General features: G+C 64.4%; 22 protein-coding genes and 1 pseudogene. 15 read left to right on the top strand and 8 right to left on the bottom strand.

Annotation, left to right across the window (positions count from 1 at the left end):
• The first annotated feature begins 95 nt into the window (after nt 1-95).
• From leuA to E5675_RS07355, 11 genes are all read left to right on the top strand, one after another.
• Complete coding sequence (leuA, locus tag E5675_RS07400) at nt 96-1,763, top strand: 2-isopropylmalate synthase (RefSeq protein ID WP_136173955.1); 1,668 nt, start codon at nt 96-98, stop codon at nt 1,761-1,763.
• A 210-nt stretch (nt 1,764-1,973) separates the two neighbouring features.
• Nucleotides 1,974-2,456 carry a hypothetical protein gene (locus E5675_RS07395; RefSeq protein WP_136173954.1) on the top strand — a complete coding sequence of 161 codons (483 nt, stop codon included), beginning with the start codon at nt 1,974-1,976 and terminating at the stop codon, nt 2,454-2,456.
• A complete protein-coding gene (locus E5675_RS07390) occupies nt 2,453-2,902 on the top strand; it encodes a hypothetical protein (RefSeq protein WP_136173953.1) in 450 nt (149 codons plus the stop codon). Before E5675_RS07395 ends, E5675_RS07390 begins: the two co-directional genes overlap by 4 nt.
• The gene (locus E5675_RS07385; RefSeq protein ID WP_136173952.1) at nt 2,902-3,309 is read left to right on the top strand and encodes a hypothetical protein; all 408 of its coding nucleotides are present in this window, start codon (nt 2,902-2,904) and stop codon (nt 3,307-3,309) included. Before E5675_RS07390 ends, E5675_RS07385 begins: the two co-directional genes overlap by 1 nt.
• Before the next feature lie 123 nt (nt 3,310-3,432).
• Nucleotides 3,433-4,452 (top strand): hypothetical protein, encoded by a 1,020-nt coding sequence (locus tag E5675_RS07380; RefSeq protein ID WP_136173951.1) that lies wholly within the window; start codon nt 3,433-3,435, stop codon nt 4,450-4,452.
• Between the two features lie 326 nt (nt 4,453-4,778).
• Nucleotides 4,779-4,985, top strand: a complete 207-nt coding sequence (locus tag E5675_RS07375) for a cold-shock protein (RefSeq protein WP_037554756.1) — start codon at nt 4,779-4,781, stop codon at nt 4,983-4,985.
• 3 nt (nt 4,986-4,988) lie between these two features.
• Complete coding sequence (gene infA / locus E5675_RS07370; RefSeq protein WP_136173950.1) at nt 4,989-5,252, top strand: translation initiation factor IF-1; 264 nt, start codon at nt 4,989-4,991, stop codon at nt 5,250-5,252.
• Between the two features lie 64 nt (nt 5,253-5,316).
• Nucleotides 5,317-5,472 carry a hypothetical protein gene (locus E5675_RS21445; protein ID WP_168707810.1) on the top strand — a complete coding sequence of 52 codons (156 nt, stop codon included), beginning with the start codon at nt 5,317-5,319 and terminating at the stop codon, nt 5,470-5,472.
• Between the two features lie 27 nt (nt 5,473-5,499).
• Nucleotides 5,500-5,697, top strand: a complete 198-nt coding sequence (locus tag E5675_RS07365) for a hypothetical protein (protein ID WP_136173949.1) — start codon at nt 5,500-5,502, stop codon at nt 5,695-5,697.
• 32 nt (nt 5,698-5,729) lie between these two features.
• On the top strand, nt 5,730-6,278 hold the full coding sequence (locus E5675_RS07360) for a GNAT family N-acetyltransferase (protein ID WP_136173948.1): 549 nt from the start codon (nt 5,730-5,732) through the stop codon (nt 6,276-6,278).
• A gap of 100 nt (nt 6,279-6,378) precedes the next feature.
• Nucleotides 6,379-6,753 carry a glycine zipper 2TM domain-containing protein gene (locus E5675_RS07355; protein ID WP_136173947.1) on the top strand — a complete coding sequence of 125 codons (375 nt, stop codon included), beginning with the start codon at nt 6,379-6,381 and terminating at the stop codon, nt 6,751-6,753.
• A gap of 22 nt (nt 6,754-6,775) precedes the next feature.
• On the opposite strand, the gene E5675_RS07350 is transcribed toward E5675_RS07355, so the two are convergent.
• The 6 genes and pseudogenes from E5675_RS07350 to E5675_RS07325 form a co-directional block, all read right to left on the bottom strand.
• Complete coding sequence (locus tag E5675_RS07350) at nt 6,776-7,069, bottom strand: hypothetical protein (RefSeq protein WP_136173946.1); 294 nt, start codon at nt 7,067-7,069, stop codon at nt 6,776-6,778.
• A 240-nt stretch (nt 7,070-7,309) separates the two neighbouring features.
• Nucleotides 7,310-8,398: a choice-of-anchor A family protein gene (locus E5675_RS07345; protein WP_210727659.1), complete on the bottom strand. Its 1,089-nt coding sequence runs from the start codon at nt 8,396-8,398 to the stop codon at nt 7,310-7,312.
• 170 nt (nt 8,399-8,568) lie between these two features.
• Nucleotides 8,569-9,240 (bottom strand): DUF6445 family protein, encoded by a 672-nt coding sequence (locus E5675_RS07340; RefSeq protein WP_136173944.1) that lies wholly within the window; start codon nt 9,238-9,240, stop codon nt 8,569-8,571.
• A complete protein-coding gene (locus tag E5675_RS07335) occupies nt 9,237-10,499 on the bottom strand; it encodes a DUF6596 domain-containing protein (protein ID WP_136173943.1) in 1,263 nt (420 codons plus the stop codon). The genes E5675_RS07340 and E5675_RS07335 overlap by 4 nt, the downstream gene beginning before the upstream one ends.
• Nucleotides 10,500-10,631: 132 nt before the next feature.
• Nucleotides 10,632-10,985: pseudogene (locus E5675_RS07330) on the bottom strand (YciI family protein); the annotation flags it as partial.
• A 90-nt stretch (nt 10,986-11,075) separates the two neighbouring features.
• Complete coding sequence (locus E5675_RS07325) at nt 11,076-12,086, bottom strand: GlxA family transcriptional regulator (protein WP_136173941.1); 1,011 nt, start codon at nt 12,084-12,086, stop codon at nt 11,076-11,078.
• Nucleotides 12,087-12,213: 127 nt separating this feature from the next.
• Here E5675_RS07325 and E5675_RS07320 point away from each other — a divergent pair, with 127 nt between their 5' ends.
• The gene (locus E5675_RS07320; RefSeq protein ID WP_136173940.1) at nt 12,214-13,041 is read left to right on the top strand and encodes an alpha/beta hydrolase; all 828 of its coding nucleotides are present in this window, start codon (nt 12,214-12,216) and stop codon (nt 13,039-13,041) included.
• Between the two features lie 56 nt (nt 13,042-13,097).
• Nucleotides 13,098-13,592 carry a hypothetical protein gene (locus E5675_RS07315; RefSeq protein ID WP_136173939.1) on the top strand — a complete coding sequence of 165 codons (495 nt, stop codon included), beginning with the start codon at nt 13,098-13,100 and terminating at the stop codon, nt 13,590-13,592.
• Between the two features lie 48 nt (nt 13,593-13,640).
• Here the strand turns inward: E5675_RS07315 and E5675_RS07310 are convergent, their stop codons facing one another.
• Nucleotides 13,641-14,417 carry a CPBP family intramembrane glutamic endopeptidase gene (locus E5675_RS07310; protein WP_136173938.1) on the bottom strand — a complete coding sequence of 259 codons (777 nt, stop codon included), beginning with the start codon at nt 14,415-14,417 and terminating at the stop codon, nt 13,641-13,643.
• 84 nt (nt 14,418-14,501) lie between these two features.
• Between E5675_RS07310 and E5675_RS07305 the strand changes: the two genes are divergently transcribed.
• Nucleotides 14,502-15,014, top strand: a complete 513-nt coding sequence (locus E5675_RS07305) for a hypothetical protein (RefSeq protein WP_136173937.1) — start codon at nt 14,502-14,504, stop codon at nt 15,012-15,014.
• 216 nt (nt 15,015-15,230) lie between these two features.
• Here the strand turns inward: E5675_RS07305 and E5675_RS07300 are convergent, their stop codons facing one another.
• Nucleotides 15,231-15,902 carry an AraC family transcriptional regulator gene (locus E5675_RS07300; RefSeq protein WP_136173936.1) on the bottom strand — a complete coding sequence of 224 codons (672 nt, stop codon included), beginning with the start codon at nt 15,900-15,902 and terminating at the stop codon, nt 15,231-15,233.
• A gap of 134 nt (nt 15,903-16,036) precedes the next feature.
• On the opposite strand from E5675_RS07300, the gene E5675_RS07295 reads away from it, so the two are divergent.
• Nucleotides 16,037-16,456: a VOC family protein gene (locus E5675_RS07295; RefSeq protein ID WP_136173935.1), complete on the top strand. Its 420-nt coding sequence runs from the start codon at nt 16,037-16,039 to the stop codon at nt 16,454-16,456.
• Nucleotides 16,457-16,480: the final 24 nt, after the last annotated feature.

Below are 16,480 nucleotides of genomic sequence, written 5' to 3'. Positions count from 1 at the left end.
CCTTGGGCGTGACACTGGCTGCGCGCTAGTCGCGGCCACCCGCTCAAGGGTCCGATCGACAAGCACTCGCAACCACCAGAAGAAGTTTGAACCCCATGACCATGCTCCGCGACCCCTCGGTCAAATATAGCGCCTTCCCGCAGGTTCCCCTGACGAACCGCGAATGGCCCGGCCGCGTCACCACCAGCGCGCCGATCTGGCTCTCCACCGACATGCGCGACGGCAACCAGTCGCTGATCGACCCGATGGATGCCGAGAAAAAGGCGCGCTTCTTCGACCTGCTCGTCAAATGCGGGTTCAAGGAGATCGAGGTCGGCTTCCCCAGCGCGGGCGCGACCGAATTCGACTTCATCTCGGGCCTCGTGAAGAACGGCCGCATCCCCGACGATGTGACGCCCCAAGTCCTGACGCAAAGCCGCGCCGACCTCATCCGCACCAGCTTCGACAGCCTCGAAGGCGCGAAAACCGCGATCGTCCACGTCTATAACGCGGTCAGCCCCGCGTGGCGCAAGATCGTCTTCGGCATGGAGATGGACGAGATCAAGGGCATCGCGATCGAGGGCGCAAAGCAGCTCCGCGACAATGCCGCGCGCCTGCCCGGCACCGACTGGCGCTTCGAATATAGCCCCGAAACCTTCTCGACCGCCGAGCTCGATTTCAGCATCGCCTGCTGCGAAGCGGTGATGGACATCCTGCAACCCACCACCGACAAGCCGATCATCCTCAACCTCCCCGCGACGGTCGAGGCGTCGACGGCGAACATCTACGCCGACCAGATCGAATATTTCTGCAAGAACTTGCCCAACCGCGACCGCGCGATCATCTCGCTGCACACCCACAACGACCGCGGCACCGGCGTCGCGGCGGCCGAGCTCGGCCTGCTCGCGGGCGCCGACCGCGTCGAGGGCTGCCTGTTCGGCAATGGCGAGCGCACCGGCAACACCTGCCTCGTCACCGTCGCGCTCAACATGTACACGCAGGGCGTCGATCCCGAACTCGACTTCTCGAACATCGACGAGGTCATCGCGACGGTCGAATATTGCAACAACCTGCCCGTCCACCCGCGCCACCCCTATGGCGGCGAACTCGTCTACACCGCCTTTTCGGGCAGCCATCAGGACGCGATCAAAAAGGGCTTCGCCGCGCGCGAACGCCAGAATGACGAGCGCTGGGAAGTGCCCTATCTGCCCATCGACCCCGCCGATTTGGGCCGCAGCTATGAAGCGGTGATCCGCGTCAACAGCCAGTCGGGCAAGGGCGGCGTCGCGTGGGTGCTCGAACAGGACAAGGGCCTCAAGCTCCCCAAGAAAATGCAGGCGAGTTTCAGCCATATCGTGCAGGCCCTCGCCGACCGGACGAGCCGCGAACTCGGCGCCGAGGATATCTGGCACGCGTTCGAGGGCCAGTATCTGGCGACCGAAGCCAAGCGCTTCCAGCTCGTCGACTGGCATGAGACGCACAGCGGCGCCGACCGCATCTTCGCCGGCAAGCTCACCATCGACGGCACCCCTCGCAGCGTCAGCGGCCGCGGCAACGGCCTGATGTCGAGCGTGATCGCGGCGCTCGCCGAGTCAGGAGGTCCGCTGATGGACATCGTCGACTATAGCGAGCACGCGATCGGCCAGGGCAGCAATGTGCAGGCCGCGGCATACGTCGAATGCCGCACCGCCGACGGGAAGAGCCTGTTCGGCTGCGGACTGGACACCGACGTGGCGACGGCGAGTGTTCGGGCGATTTTGTCGGCGGCGAATGGGGCCAGCTAGAACACAACGGAGCTTCTCTCTCCTATCGGTGTAGTGTTTCAATCCAGAATTAGGCGCACATAGATGCAAGCTGCTGACGATTGTCAGTTTGGTTGACCGCATCAAAATGATCACGATTCAGTTTGACCGACTCGCTCTTCCGTGAAACGGCGTGGAAATTCAGAGGGGGAGGAATTGTGAACTATCTTAAGTCGTCGTTGGATACCGCGCGTGACTGAGCTGGCGCTGCATACCCGTCAATCAAATCAAGTTGGGAATATCTGCGATCCGAATGCAAGAACGCATGGGATTACCGCAGTGAGCGACGACTATAAACGACGCTATCCTACCGCATTTCATAGATCAACCGAGCCAACAGACACTTACAATTGTCACGGACTGACGTTCGGAGCGCGAAGAACTCGTATCTATAGACCTGCAGAGGTTCGCAAAATATTAGCCGACGATGGGTATCACGAAGTCTTCCCTCCTCATGTCGAGCCAGGGGACATCATCGTTTATTTTGATGAGCAAGGCGACGCTGATCATTCCGGCATCGTCGTGGAGATTGCCAAGCGAGCGGACGATAGCGCGTTACTGGTCCCAACGCCGAAAGTGTTGAGCAAATGGGGCTCGTGCCACGAGGTAGTGCATTTTTTCAACGATTGCCCATATAGCTTACGTACAATTCGGTATTTTAGGATGAAGCAATGATCGATTTGGAAGCGATCAATCTCAATGCAGCGAAAGCGCACTTCGCGCTCGCGAATGTGCCGATGTATATCGCTCGCAAACTCCGAGAAGATCCGGCCATTCTCAATATCGCCCTGCACAATGATGCCGATGCTTTGTTCGCTGAATTTGTAAATCGGGTGAGTTCAGAGCCTGCCAGTTTGCGTGAGCAGGTCTACCCATTCGCGTTAGCGGTCGCGGCCGCACTCAAACAGGACACGCCTGCCCTCAAGCAGATGGCGACTCTCGATCTCCATCATTTTGGATGGCTTTCAGATATGATTTCCGGCCTCATCGAGCAGCAGCCATCAGCCGCTACCGAGGCGAGAATTGGCCTTGATCGTCAAATGAACACTGACGACATCGATCTGCTCGCCAGTGATTTTGCGATTATTCCTGCAGCAGTCACCCGAGCTAAGGTCGCATAATGTTCCTGAAAGTCTTTACCGTCGCAGAAACTGTCGTAGTCGATGCTCGTACTAACCGCGCTTCCATCGTTAATGTCTCTGAAGAATATCAGACGCCGAGTTTCCCTTTCATAGCGGGAAATTTGACAGCCGTAGTTATGATTGAGCGTGAAGATAACGATGATGACGAGAAGGCGGCTAAGCTTGAGATAAGGTGCGGCAACGAGCTAACCCTGCAGGGTAGTTTTGCCATTCAATTCAGTGGATTAGTTCGGACGCGCGCAATAATTGAGATTGGAAATTTTACCGTCAATGAGTGTGAGCAAATTCATTTCGACATCATGATTGATGATGAAAGGTTTGCGAGGTGGACGGTAGGGGTTCGTGTTGTAGAAGACGCCTCTGAAGCGACGCCCCAACCCGTTTGAGATGCGAATGAGGCCTAACCCTTAATCTACAGAAGGGTCTGCGGAGCAGGGTAAAATCCCCTTTCCTACATTTCACCTATATGGTTCATTCTGTCGGCTTCACCAAACCGAAAGGACGAATCGATGGACGACTTCCCGCACTATCCCGCGCATATCCCCGCCCCCGGCAGCTATCACTGGACGCCGCGGCTCCAGCGCGAGTTTCTGGAGGCTTTCGCCACCAACGGGTCGGTGAAGATTTCGGCGGCGAAGGTCGGCATGTCGCCCGCCGCCGTCTATCAGCTCAAGCAGCGGCCCGAGGGTGCGGCGTTCAAGCTTGGCTGCGCCGCGGCGCTGCTGATCGCGCGCGGGCGGCTCGTCGACGAGCTGCTCGACCGCGCGATCTGGGGGCATGACGAGCTGACCACCGTAATGCGCGAGGAGGACCGCAGCCTTTACAAGCGCCGCCGCATCGACAGCCGCCTCGGCCTCGCGATGCTCGCGCGGCTCGACCGCATGGTCGAAACGCGCGCTAAAGCGGGCGAAGAGATGCTCGCGCAGACCATCGCCGGCGACTGGCCGGGCTTCCTGTCGCTCTTCGACGCCGCCGAAGCCGCACGCGGCGGGGCCGAAGCCGAGCGCACCGCCGCCCCCGACGCCGCATCCGAAGAGGCGCCCGAAGGCACCGCCGAAACCGCGCCCGCACCCGCGACCGAAGGCATGGCCGCCGCGCTCGCGCTCTGGCTCGCCGGCAGCGACAACCGCGCCAACCCCCTCGTCTCGCTCTGGCGCGGCACGGCAATCGCGAATGAAGTTGCGCGGATTTCCGCCGATTGCGACGAAGAACCCGACGCCGAACCGACCCCCGAGGAAGAGGCGGCCGCGATGACCGTCTGGCACGACGAGGAGCAGGGCGAATGGCGCACCAATTTCCCGCCGCCCGACGATTTCACCGGCATCGAGGAAGGCCTGTTCGGCGACGAGGATTATGAACGCACGCTCGACATCGACGAGGAAGCGGCGTGGGAAAACGCGCGCACCGAAGCCTTCGCCCCGCTGCGCCGCGCCGGCGAAACCGCCCGCCGCGCCTTCTTCGCCCTCCCCGATCCCGCCAACGACCCGGCGCCGGAGGGCAAACGGGCGCGCAAAAGTGCGAGCGGATGATCCCCTCCCTCCCTTCGTCATCCCCGCGCAGGCGGGGACCCAGCGAAACGAGTGAAACAGCGCGGCAGCGCTGTATCGAAACGCCGCAACCGGGTCCCCGCTTAGGCGCTACGCGCCGCCTTCGGTTCCGCGGGATTACGAAACTTTGGGCGCGCCAAAATTCTGCCAACCTTGACTTTTCAAGCAAGACCGCCATATTCGCGAGGCTATCGTCGCCTGCGACGGAAATTTACGGCCCTTCGGGGTACTATCTTCCCTTCACTCGCTACCAGCTTCAGCGGCGCTGTTGCCGCTGGATTCCCGTTTCTCGTGAAAGGAAACACCTCATGCCGATCGGCACCGTAAAATTCTTCAACGCCGACAAGGGCTATGGCTTCATCGAAAATGAAGACGGCTCGGGCGACAGCTTCGTCCACATCACCGCGGTCCAGGCCGCGGGCATGGACACGCTCAACAAGGAGCAGCGCGTCTCCTACGAACTCGAAACCGGCCGCAATGGCAAGGTCTCGGCGATCAACCTCCAGTCGGCCTGATTATTGGCCAAAGAGGAGCTGATGACCTTCGAGGGGCAGATCGACGAGATCCTGCCCGACGGACGCTTCGGCGTCGTCCTCGAAAATGGCCATCGGGTGATCGTCTATACGGCAGGCCGGATGCGGCGTTTCCGCATCCGGTCGGTCGTCGGCGACGCCGTGCGCGTCGAAATGACGCCCTATGACCTGACCAAGGGCCGCCTTGTCTACCGCGAACGCGGGGGCGGGCCGGTTCCGCCGAGCCAGCGCAAGAGGCGCGGGCTCTGAACGAAGAAGACCGGCGAACCGCGCCGGCTTCCAACAAGCAAAACACTCGAAATCAAAGATAAAGATGATGACACCATTCAATAACAACAATGCAATTTTCCCCGCTCTGCCCGCGCTGTCGCTGGCCGGCAAGGCGCAGACGGCGATCCCGCCGCGCCGCCGCCGCCCGACGCTGTCGCGCCGCGAGCTTAGGCGCCTGATCGCCGATATGGTCGATTGATCGACCCAAATCTTTAAAGGAGCAGCCATGTCGGCCACGATCGAATTCTATGTCGCACAGGCCGAAAAATGCACCGCGGAGGCCGAAGCCTCGGCGCTGACGCAGGTCCGCGACCGCAATTTGCGCGCCGCGGCGGCGTGGCAGGCGATGGCCGACAAGCTGCTCCACACCGAACAGCTCCGCGCCGAAAAGAACGCCGCGATGGCGGCCGCGCACGGCGGTTGACGCGAGGTCCGGCGGCAGGTCATGGCAGGGTCATGTTCACGCCCCGCCCCTTCACTCACCGTATCGCCACCCCCGCCGACCTCGAAGCCCTCCGCGCCGTGATGGCGCGCGCCATCGCCGAGCTGCAGAAGGGTTTTCTCGGCCCCGAACAGATCGCCGCGAGCCATGCGGTGATGGGGCTCGATACCCAGCTCGTCGCCGACGGCACCTATTTCATCGTCGAGGAGGATGGCCGGATCGCCGGCTGCGGCGGCTGGTCGCACCGCGCGACGCTCTATGGCGGCGACCACAGCAAGGATCTCCGCGACCCCGCCCCGCTCGACCCCGCGGTCGACGCGGCGCGCATCCGCGCCATGTACACCCACCCCGACTTCGCCCGCCGCGGCGTCGGGCGCCTTGTCATGGCGCTGTGCGAGGATGCGGCGCGCGCCGCGGGCTTCCGCCGCGCCGAAATGATGGCGACGCTGTCGGGCGAGCCGCTCTACCGCGCCTGCGGCTACACCGCCATCGAACAGGTCGCGGCGCCCGGCCCGAACGGCGTCGCCGTGCCGCTGGTCCGCATGGGAAAGGCGCTCGATTGACCGCCACGGGGAACCGAAAGGCCGATGCGACGTTTTCGCCGTTCAGCCCGGGTTATGGTCGATCGTGGCACGATTGGCCGTGCCAAGGAAAGGATCCAAGATGCGCAAGACCCTTATCGCCGCCATGATGGCGGCCATCGCCCTTCCCGCCGCGCCGGCGCTCGCCGACCCGCCGCCTTGGGCCCCCGCGCACGGAAAACGCGCCAAACAGGCCGCCCTCTACGACAATTATGGCCGCTATTATGAGCCGCGCCGGCTCGATCGCGGCTCGCGGATCTGGCGCGGCGACGATGGCCGTTATCATTGCCGCCGCGACAACGGGACGACCGGGCTGATCATCGGCGGCGCCGTCGGTGCGCTCGTCGGCCGCGAACTCGACGGCGGTCGCGACCGAACGGTGGGCACGATCATCGGCGCTGCCGGCGGCGCGCTGCTGGGCCGCGCGATCGATCGCGGCGAGCTTCGCTGCCGCTGACGGCAAGCCGCATGCGGGCGGGTCAGTCGACGACCCAGTAATCGGCCGCCCCGCCCGGTTCGTACCCACGGCGGCAAATCACCTCGTCCCCGCTCGACAATTCGGCCCATTCGCCGATCGGCTCGCGCTCCATCATCGCTAGCGCCGCGGCGACATCCTCGGCCTCGAACGCCACGCGCTTCTCCATCCCGAACCAGGCATCGCGATAGCGCAGAAGGAAGGGCGTCAGAGCGCTCGCATTCGCGGAAGTTTCGGGGCGCGGCAGACAGTCGCAATCGCTGTCCTTCTGGCCGCTGGCGGCAGGGGAGAATTTCATGGGAAGAGCCTTCGGTGGGGGAAACGAAGGGGGCGATCGCGTGGGCTTGTTCGGCCATGACCGCCGCCGGGGCGAAATTGGGTCGGCGACACATCTCCTTTGGGCGCACGGGTATGATCGGATCGTCCCGCAAACCACGGCGTTCCGGAAAAGATACATTATTTCATTGCCATATAGCGCGCGTTCGCCCGCCTTCTCCTTCGACGAGCAGCGCGTTCGAATCGACAAACGACTTGACGGTTATCCGTCATCCCGGCTGGCGCGGCGGCGACGCCACAGGATCAACCCCGCGACCCCCAGCCCGAACAGGCCGAACATCCCCGGCTCGGGCACCGGCACCGCCCCGCCGGTCGATCCGCCGCCGCCGGGCGCCCCGCCCCCGGTCGAGCTGTCGCCGCCGGTCGATGTGCCGCCCGACGGCTGGGTCACATAGCCGCCCTTGAAGATACCGACGTGCATCTCGCCATTCTGCTTGAGATTGCCGAACACCCCCGAACCCTGAATATAATTGCGCGTCTCGGCATCGGCGAGCGGCGCGAGCACCGACCCGCCCCAGGCGGTGGTCAGCTTCAGTTCCTCGGCATCGGGAAAGTTCCATATCACCCGTTCGCCAAGATTGTTGGTGCCGCCGAGGAAGTTGTCATTGAGATTGATCGACCGGCCGCTGACGTTGACGATCGCGGTATCGGCGCCGCCCAGATTGAACTGGATCTCGCCGATCCTGTCGAGGTCGGCAGCGGCGATGTTGAACACCGCGAGCCCCTGAGCGTTCGGCTGCGCGTTGAAAATGCCGCGGTTGCCCTGAACCGTCATCTGGCTGTTGGCGGCCAGCGTGCCCATGTCGAACGACAGGCTGCCGAGGCTGCTCTTGAGGTCGGCCTTCTGCTGCTGCAGTCCCAGGCCGAACGCCGGGTTGCTCCGGTCGAGATTCGCCAGGACGCTGTTCTGGTTGACGTTGGTGTTGCTGATCGTGCCGCCGACCTTCACCGTCTGATTCGGACCGTTGAGGTTGAAGCCGCTCGTCACATTGCCCCCGACGACAGCGCCCGACCCGTTGTTCAGATTCTTGTGGCTGCCCGTGACGTTGCCGACGACGGTCAGCCCCGGCTGGCCGTTCGGCGAGGTCGTGGCGCGGATACCGTAATTCGACGAATTGCCCGTCAAATTGCCGCCGACGAAGGTTCGCCCCTCGACCTCGGACGAGGATTCGAGATTGCCGAGCACGACGAGATTCCACTCGCGCAGCGCATCGATACCGGTAATCGAGTTGCTTTGCGCGAGCGCCGGGATCGTCAGCGCGGTCGCGGCGAGCGCGGCGGAAATCAACATGCGGGTCTGAAAAGGCACGAGTTTGATCCAATGTTTAAAGGAGTGAAGCGCCGGCGCCCATAGAAGGTCCATCCTCTCCCTTACACCGAAGTACGACGACCCGTTGTCCCGTTCCGGAACATCAGTCTATTTTCGGCGAAGGGTCGTGGGAAATTCGCGGCAGGCGTTCGTCAACCGATCGACAGGAATGCCGTCACCGTCAACCGCCCCCGAACCGGATCGGGCGACAGCGCGCTGGCTGACGAAATCGCCCCGCTATGCAGGTTCCAGCTGCGATAGAGCAGCGCGCGATTGTAGCGCGCGGGCTCGGTGTGGATCGATTCGAACAGCGGCGTGTCACCCAGCGGATATCCGGGCGACGGCACCCCGCCATGGCGCATCTCGGTGTCTAGATGGCGGAAGAAGAGATCGCGCCGGGCCTCGGTGACCGTCTCGAACCCCGTCGCGCGGTGGCGGAAGAAAGCGGTTCCGTCACCGTTCTCGATCGACAGATAATGGACCAGCGCGATGCGGTCCTCGGTGAAGGCGTCGACATGCGGCAGGCGCTGCGGAATCGTTAGCGCGCCGGGCGGGGTCGACACGATCGAAAAGCTCGCATCGACGACGCGCAGCGCCCGCCGCCTTTCGAAGGCGGCCGCCGCAGCCTCGGCGATAAGCGGGAGCTGCGTAGCCAGATAGGCCTCGGGCAGCGGCGCGCGCACCCCCGGATAATGGTTGTGCGCCGGGGAAAAATCCGCGGCTGCTGCGAAATCGCGCAGGCCAGCGGGATCGGGCGCGAAATCGTCGAGCACGACGAGCGGCTGCCCCTCGGTGCCGATCGTCTCGATGCGCATGTCCGTCATTCGCCGCACGCCGCCGCGCGTTCGAGCAGGAAGTCGCGCTCGCGCTCATTCCCAGTCAGCGCCGCGGCGGCCTCGAAGGCGACCCGCGCCTCATCGCGGCGACCGGCGCGAAGCAGGAAATCGCCCCGCGCGGCGGGAAGCGGGGCATAGTTTCGCAGCATCGCCGCGTCGGCGATATCGTCGACCAGCCGTAATCCCGCCTCGGGGCCGAATGCCATGCTGTGCGCGACCGCGCGGTTGAGTTCGACCACGGGCGACGGCATCACCTGCCCGAGCCGGTCATAGAGCGTGGCGATACGCCGCCAGTCCGTTGCCTCCGCCGTGCGCGCCCTCGCATGGCACGCCGCAAGCGCCGCCTGCAACGCATAGGGACCGTCGGCGCCGTCCAGCGCCTCGGCGCGGTTCAGCGCGTTCAACCCGCGCCGTATCAGCAGTTGGTCCCAGCGCGCGCGGTTCTGATCGGTCAGCGGTACGAACCGCCCGTCGGGCCCTGCGCGCGCCGTCAGCCGCGATGCCTGGATCTCGACCAGCGCCAGCAATCCCAGCACCTCGGGCTGCTCGGGCATCAACCCGGCGAGGACGCGGGCCAGCCGTTGCGCCTCGGCGCAGAGCGGCGGGCGGACGAGCGACGGCCCCGCGGTCGCGGCATAGCCTTCGTTGAAGATCAGATAGACGACTTCAAGCACCGAACCGAGCCGCGCCGCCAGTTCGGCGCCGCGCGGCACCTCGAACTGGGCGCCCGCCTTGGCGATCGCCTTCTTGGCGCGCGTGATCCGCGCTGCGATCGTTGCGTCGTTCGACAGGAAGGCGCGTGCGATTTCCTCGACGGTCAGCCCGCCGACCAGCCGCAGCGTCAGCGCGGCGCGCGCCTCGGGAGAGATCAGGGGGTGACAGGCGGCGAAGATCAGCCCGAGCAGTTCGTCGCCCAGCGGATCGTCGAGCGCCGCCTCGGCGGCTTCCACGCGCATATCCGGTTCCTCGTCGAGTTCGCGGGCGATTTCGGCATGTTTGCGCGACCGCATCGCGTCGTGTCGCGCCCCGTCGATCAGCCGCCGCTTCGCCGCCGCCGTCAGCCACGCACCCGGCTGGTCCGGCACGCCGCGCTTCGGCCATTCGGTCAATGCGATCAGCAGCGCCTCCTGCGCCAGTTCCTCGGCCCGGTCGACGTCGCGCGTCATCCGGGCGAGCGCGGCGATCAGCCGCGCGCGCTCGATCCGGAACACCGCTTCGATCGCCCGATGGGTCTCGTCCTTCGCCATGCCTGCCTTCTCGGGCAAGGGAGCCGGGGAGGCAAGCATGGCGGTGGACATGGCTTATTCGCCGCTCAGCCGCTCGCGCAGCTTCTGTTCCTGCTCGGCGAGTTCGGGGGTCAGCGCGTCGCCGAAATCCTCCATTTCATAAAAGGGCCGGATTTCGAGCTCGCTCGGCCCCGGCATCGGATTGGGGCAGCGCTTGGCCCAGGCGACCGCCTCGTCCATGTCCTTGACTTCCCAGACCCAATATCCCGCGACCAGCTCGCGCGTTTCGGCGAACGGTCCGTCGATCACCGAGCGGCTCGGCCCGTCGAACGCGATGCGCTTGCCGTGCGAAGAGGGCTTCAGCCCGTCGCCGTCGACCATCACGCCGGCGTTCACCAGTTCCTCGTTAAACTTGCCCATCGCCTCGAACATCGCGGTCATTTCTTCGGTGGGCGGCAGGCCCTTTTCGCTGTCCTCGGTCGCTTTCACGAAAACCATTACGCGCATTTTCCATCTCCTTTTCGAACGGGCCAACAGCGGCTCCTGTCAACACGACGAACGAGCCGTCGCCAAATCGACACGAGCCGCAAAAAATTTTCAGGCGACCTCCGCCAGCGACTGCGGCGTCGAGAAACGCTGGCGATATTCGCCCGGCGACAAGCCGATCAGGCGGTGAAACAATTTGCGGAACGCCGCCGCATCCTCATATCCGACGCTCCACGCGATCTGGTCGACCGTCCGCCGCGTGAATTCGAGCAGTTCGCGCGCCTTTCCGACGCGCAGATGCTGGACATATTCGACCGGCGTCATGCCCGTCGCCGCCTTGAAGCGGCGCTGAAAGGTGCGTTCCTCCATCCCCGCTTCGCGCGCCATCTCGGCGACCGCGACCGGTCCGGTGCCTTTCGCCTGCAGCCAATGTTGCACCTTCAGGACCGCCTCGTCGCCATGCGTCAGCCGCGGTGCGAAGCTCGCATAATTTTTCTGTTCGCGGCCCGCCGGATCGATCAGGAAGAAACGCGCGGTTTCCATCATCACCGTCGGACCGAGAAGCCGCTCTACGATGCGCAGCCCCAGGTCGGTCCACGCCATCAGCCCGCCTGCGGTGACGATATCGCCGTCGTCGACCACCATCCGGTCGGCCTCCAGCCGCACTTCGGGAAAGCGCGTCCGGAACTCCTCGGCAAAGAACCAGTGCGTCGTCGCCGGCCGCCCCGCGAGCAATCCCGTCGCGGCCAGCGCAAAGGCCCCGCCGCAATTCGACGCGAGCACGGTGCCCTGCGCGTGCCGGTCTACCAGCCAGCGTGCGTAGGGCGCGACCTCGTCGGGATCGAGCAGCTTGTGAAGGCTCCCGGGCGCGATCAGCACCGCGGGCGAATTGCTCGCCGGCTCGTCCGCATGGCTGTCGAAACAGCGCGCGAAACCCCCGCTCGCCTGCAAGCGCCAGTGGCTCGCCCGGATCGGGCGGCGCCCATGATCGATCGCGAACCGCCCGGCAACGTCGAACAGGTCGGTAATTCCGTGGACCATGCCGATCTGGCAGTCGGGATAAAGCATCATCCCGACTTCGACGAGCGCCGGCGGCGCATCGGGCACCTTCAATCTGGGCATGGTGGCTCCTTTGTCGGAATCGGCCCGCATAATGTCGCGTCCGCCAATCCCGCGCAAGGACGAGGCGGCGTATCTCCCTCTCATCGGGACGGACACCCCGCCCCTTCGAAACGAAAGGAACCATGACATGACTACGATCACGACCAAGGACGGCATCAACATCTTTTTCAAGGACTGGGGCCCGAAAGACGGCCAGCCGATCATCTTCTCGCACGGCTGGCCGCTGTCGGCCGACGCCTGGGACGCGCAGATGGTATTTTTCGCCAATCAGGGCTTCCGCACCATCGCGCACGATCGCCGCAGCCACGGCCGTTCGGACCAGGTCTGGGACAATAATAATATGGACCAATATGCCGACGACCTCGCCGAACTGATCGAACAGCTCGACCTCAAGGACGTCATCCTCGTAGGCCATTCGACCGGCGGCGGCGAAGTCACCCGCTATATCGGCCGTCACGGCACGTCGCGGGTCGCCAAGGTCGCGCTGATTGGCGCCGTCCCCCCGCTGATGCTCAAGACCGAAGCCAACCCCGACGGCCTGCCGCTCGACGTCTTCGACGGCATCCGCAAGGGCACATTCGACAACCGCCCGCAATTCTTCAAGGATCTGACGCTGCCTTTCTATGGCTATAACCGCGACGGCGCGACCGTCAGCGAAGCGGTGCGCGACGAATTCGTGCGGCAGGGCATGAACGGCGGCCTAAAGGGCCTGCTCGACAGCATCCGCGCCTTCTCGGAAAGCGACTTCAATGAAGATTTGAAGAAGTTCGACAAGCCGACCCTCGTCCTCCACGGCGACGACGACCAGATCGTGCCGATCGGCGCCGCGGCGCTCTCGACCGTCAAGATCGTCAAGCAGGCGGTGCTCAAGGTCTACAAGGGCGGCAGCCACGGCCTCACCGTCACCGAACAGGACCGGTTCAACGCCGACCTTCTCGACTTCATCAACAGCTGAACGAACGGACGGGCGGCGACGCGTTCGCCGCCCCCTTCCAACAGGGAGTAAAGACCATGATCCTCGGCCTCACCATATCGCAGTTCACCGCACTCCATGTCGCGATCAGCCTGATCGGCATCGGTGCGGGCCTGATCGCCCTTCCCGCCTTCGCCCGCGGCCGCATTCTCCGCCGCACCACCGACATCTTCCTCTGGGCGACGCTCCTCACCAGCCTCACCGGCTTCCTCTTCCCGATCGTCGCCTTCACCCCGGCGCTCGGCTTCGGCATCCTCTCGACGCTGATCCTCGTCGTGACCTTTTCGGCCTGGTATCGCCACAGGCTCGCAGGCCGCGCCGCAACGGTCTACGCCGTGACCGCCACCTTCGCGCTCTACCTCAACATGTTCGTGCTGGTCGTGCAGTCCTTCCTGAAAGTCCCCGCGCTCAACGCACTCGCCCCGAACGGCACCGAACCGCCCTTCGCCGCGGCACAAGGCGCCCTCTTCCTCGCCGCGATCCTGTTCGGATATGTCGCGGTCAAGGCGAGCCGTCGTCCGATTGCGGCCTGACCGGCCCCGAAGCGACCCAAGGGCGGCCGTTTGGCCGCCCTTGTCGCGTCAGGACCATATCGCGTTGAGCGCGATCACGATCCCGACTTCGGTAAAATTGCCCAGCCCGTGCGCGACGATCGGCGCCAGCAGGCTCCGCGATCGCTCCATCAGCCAGACATAGACGAGGCCCCAGACGAACGCATAGATCTGCTGCGCCATCGCTTGGTAAAAGGGATCGACGGTAAACGACTTCCAGTGCGCCAGCCCGAACATCAGCGCGACCAGATAGGCGGCGATGGGCAGGTCGAGCGCCCCGATCCGCAGCCGCCCCGGCACTAGCACGACGAGCATCCCGACGAGCAGCCCGCGAAAGATCGTCTCCTCCGCCAGCCCCGTTGTGATCATCCCGAGCAGATATCCCGCGGAATCGAGCGGCGCCTTCGAATAGCTCATATTTGGCGGCGTCTGCGCGGTGAGCGCGGGCCAATAATCGGCGGCGAGCATCACCAGCCCCATGCCGATCCCGATCAACGCGGCGATCCCGACATAGCTCGCGCCCGGCGGCCAGCGCAGGTGTGGGTCGGCGACGGGCAGCAATCGGCGCATGACAAGGATCGCGACCAACCCGAGCAGCGCCTGAAACGCGATCGCGAGGAGCAGGAAAACCGATATATAGCCGTCCCAGAGCGGCGCTCCGGCAAAATAGATTTCGCGCGCGGTGACGCGGCCGAGCTCGAGTATGGCCTGCATCAGCACCGCGGCGAGCAGTATCGGCCACAGGCGGAAGCGAAAACCGGTAAGCGCCACAAACGGGCGCGGCGAAGCGGGAGAGAGACCTGTCATGCGCCGGGTGTAGGCGCGAAGCGTCGCGCGCTTCTTGAACGAATGTGATGTGTGTCGGAGGGAGGTATTGACTCGGACGTCCGGATGGCGCGGGATGCCATCGACGCTGTCAAAAAGGGAGGCGCGCGTGATTACGATACTCACCCGATATCGCACGCTGATGAGCCGGGACGCGGAGCAGGCCGCAAACTGCGGCACCCGGCCGTCATGATCGCGGTGCTGATCGCCCTGAGCACCGCGCCGGCCGGCCCACCCGACGCGAGCGTCATCGAGTATCTTTTGCTCAGGAAGGAATATTGTACCGTCACTGTCGACGGGTGCAGCGATCACGAAGGGCGGCAGATACGTTTCAACACCCGTTATGCCGTCAGCAATGTCGTTTGCGAGGAAGTGGACAAGTCGGAGCAGGCGCCCCGGTCATGGCGTTGCGGTTTCGACGTCAGACTGACGCACTGGATGGAGGGGGAGCAGGTCGGCGAGGCGCAGATCGACCGACGGACCGAGATTTTCGACCTTACGCGCTTCACCGTCCACGACGGAAAAAGGGAAATCCCCAGCATTCTGTGGACCCAGCGTACGCGGGAACAAGCGCCCTGACATCGGGATGCCTTCGAGGTTCCGTCACACTCGCCGGGCGTGTCTGGAAACGACCGGCTGCTGCCGTCTCTTTATTCGTCACCCCGGACTTGATCCGGGGTCCCGCTTGATGCCGAAGACCGGTCGACGCCCCAAAAAGCGGGATCCCGGGTCAAGCCCGGGATGACGGAAGTGGAGGAGAGCAACGACAGCTCTCCGCCCCAAAACCGCCATCCGCTACCCCGCCCCGACCCGCCATCGCCGCGGCGACATCCCGGTCAATCGCGTCACCGCGCGCGTCATATGCGCCTGGTCGGCATAACTCGCCTCGACCGCGATCCCGGCAAGGCTGTCGTCACCCGCTACGATCCTCCGCCACGCCCGCTTCGCCCGGCAATCGGCGCGATAGGCGGCGGGCGACACGCCATAGAGCTTCTCGAAGCTGCGCGACACATGCTCGCGCGATTGCCCGTGCGTCGCGGCCCATTCGCCGATCCGCAGCGACGCCGATGTCCGAAGCGCCGCCGACAACCGGTCGGGCAGGTCGCCGTCTTCGGGCACGGTCGTCGGAACAAGGCCGTCGAGCAGCGCGGCAACCGCCTCGACCGGGTCGTGCCCGGCCAGCCGGACGATCCGGTCGGGATCGGCGATGTCCGCGCGTGCCGGCCAATCGCGCCCGTCGAACGGCAGCGGCAGGTCGAGCACGACCGTCCGTTTCGCGGAAACCCGGTCACGATGCGCCGAAAAAGGCCCGTGAAGCAGCACTGCGCCCTCTTGCACCGCGATCCGCCCGGCATCGCCGGCTTCCTCATAAGCTCCGGCCAATACCAATGTTGCATAGGGTTCGCGGTGGTGGTGCCGTGCGATCTCGGCGGCGGCGGGCAACAGGCTGGGCTGGAGCAACTGCATGGTCCCACCCTGTCGCGCCGCACGGCCGACCGCAACCGCCTCCGGATCAACCCCCGTTACCGGTCGATGGACAGCAGGGGCGCTCACCAACTAGAAGGCTCCGGCCGCGCACAAAAAATCGAGGAGCGATTGCCATGACGACACCCCCCTTTGCCCTTCGCGCAATCGATCATGTCGTACTTCGGGTTGTCGATCTCGATCGCATGACGGGTTTTTACCGCGAGGTTCTCGGCTGCACCGACGAGCGCGCGCAACCGGAAATCGGACTCTTCCAGCTGCGCGCCGGCAGTTCGCTGATCGATCTTGTCACCATCGACGGCAAGCTTGGCGCGATGGGAGGCGCGGCACCCGGACCGGAGGGCCGCAACGTCGACCATTTCGCAATCACCGTCGCCCCCTTCGACGACGCGGCCATTCGAGTTCATCTCGCCCGTCACGATGTCGCGATCGAACAAGCCGGCCCGCGCTACGGCGCCGAAGGCGAAGGTCCGTCGATCTACATCAGCGACCCCGAAGGCAATATCGTCGAACTCAAGGGCCCCGCCTTCGACTAGGGTCCTGACCCTAGCATCTTGCGC

The sequence above is a fragment of the Sphingopyxis sp. PAMC25046 genome (genome assembly GCF_004795895.1).
In the GTDB taxonomy this organism is placed as follows: domain Bacteria; phylum Pseudomonadota; class Alphaproteobacteria; order Sphingomonadales; family Sphingomonadaceae; genus Sphingopyxis.
The sequence above is the reverse complement of the archived record's forward strand: the minus strand, read 5'-3'. Positions and strand labels throughout refer to the sequence as shown.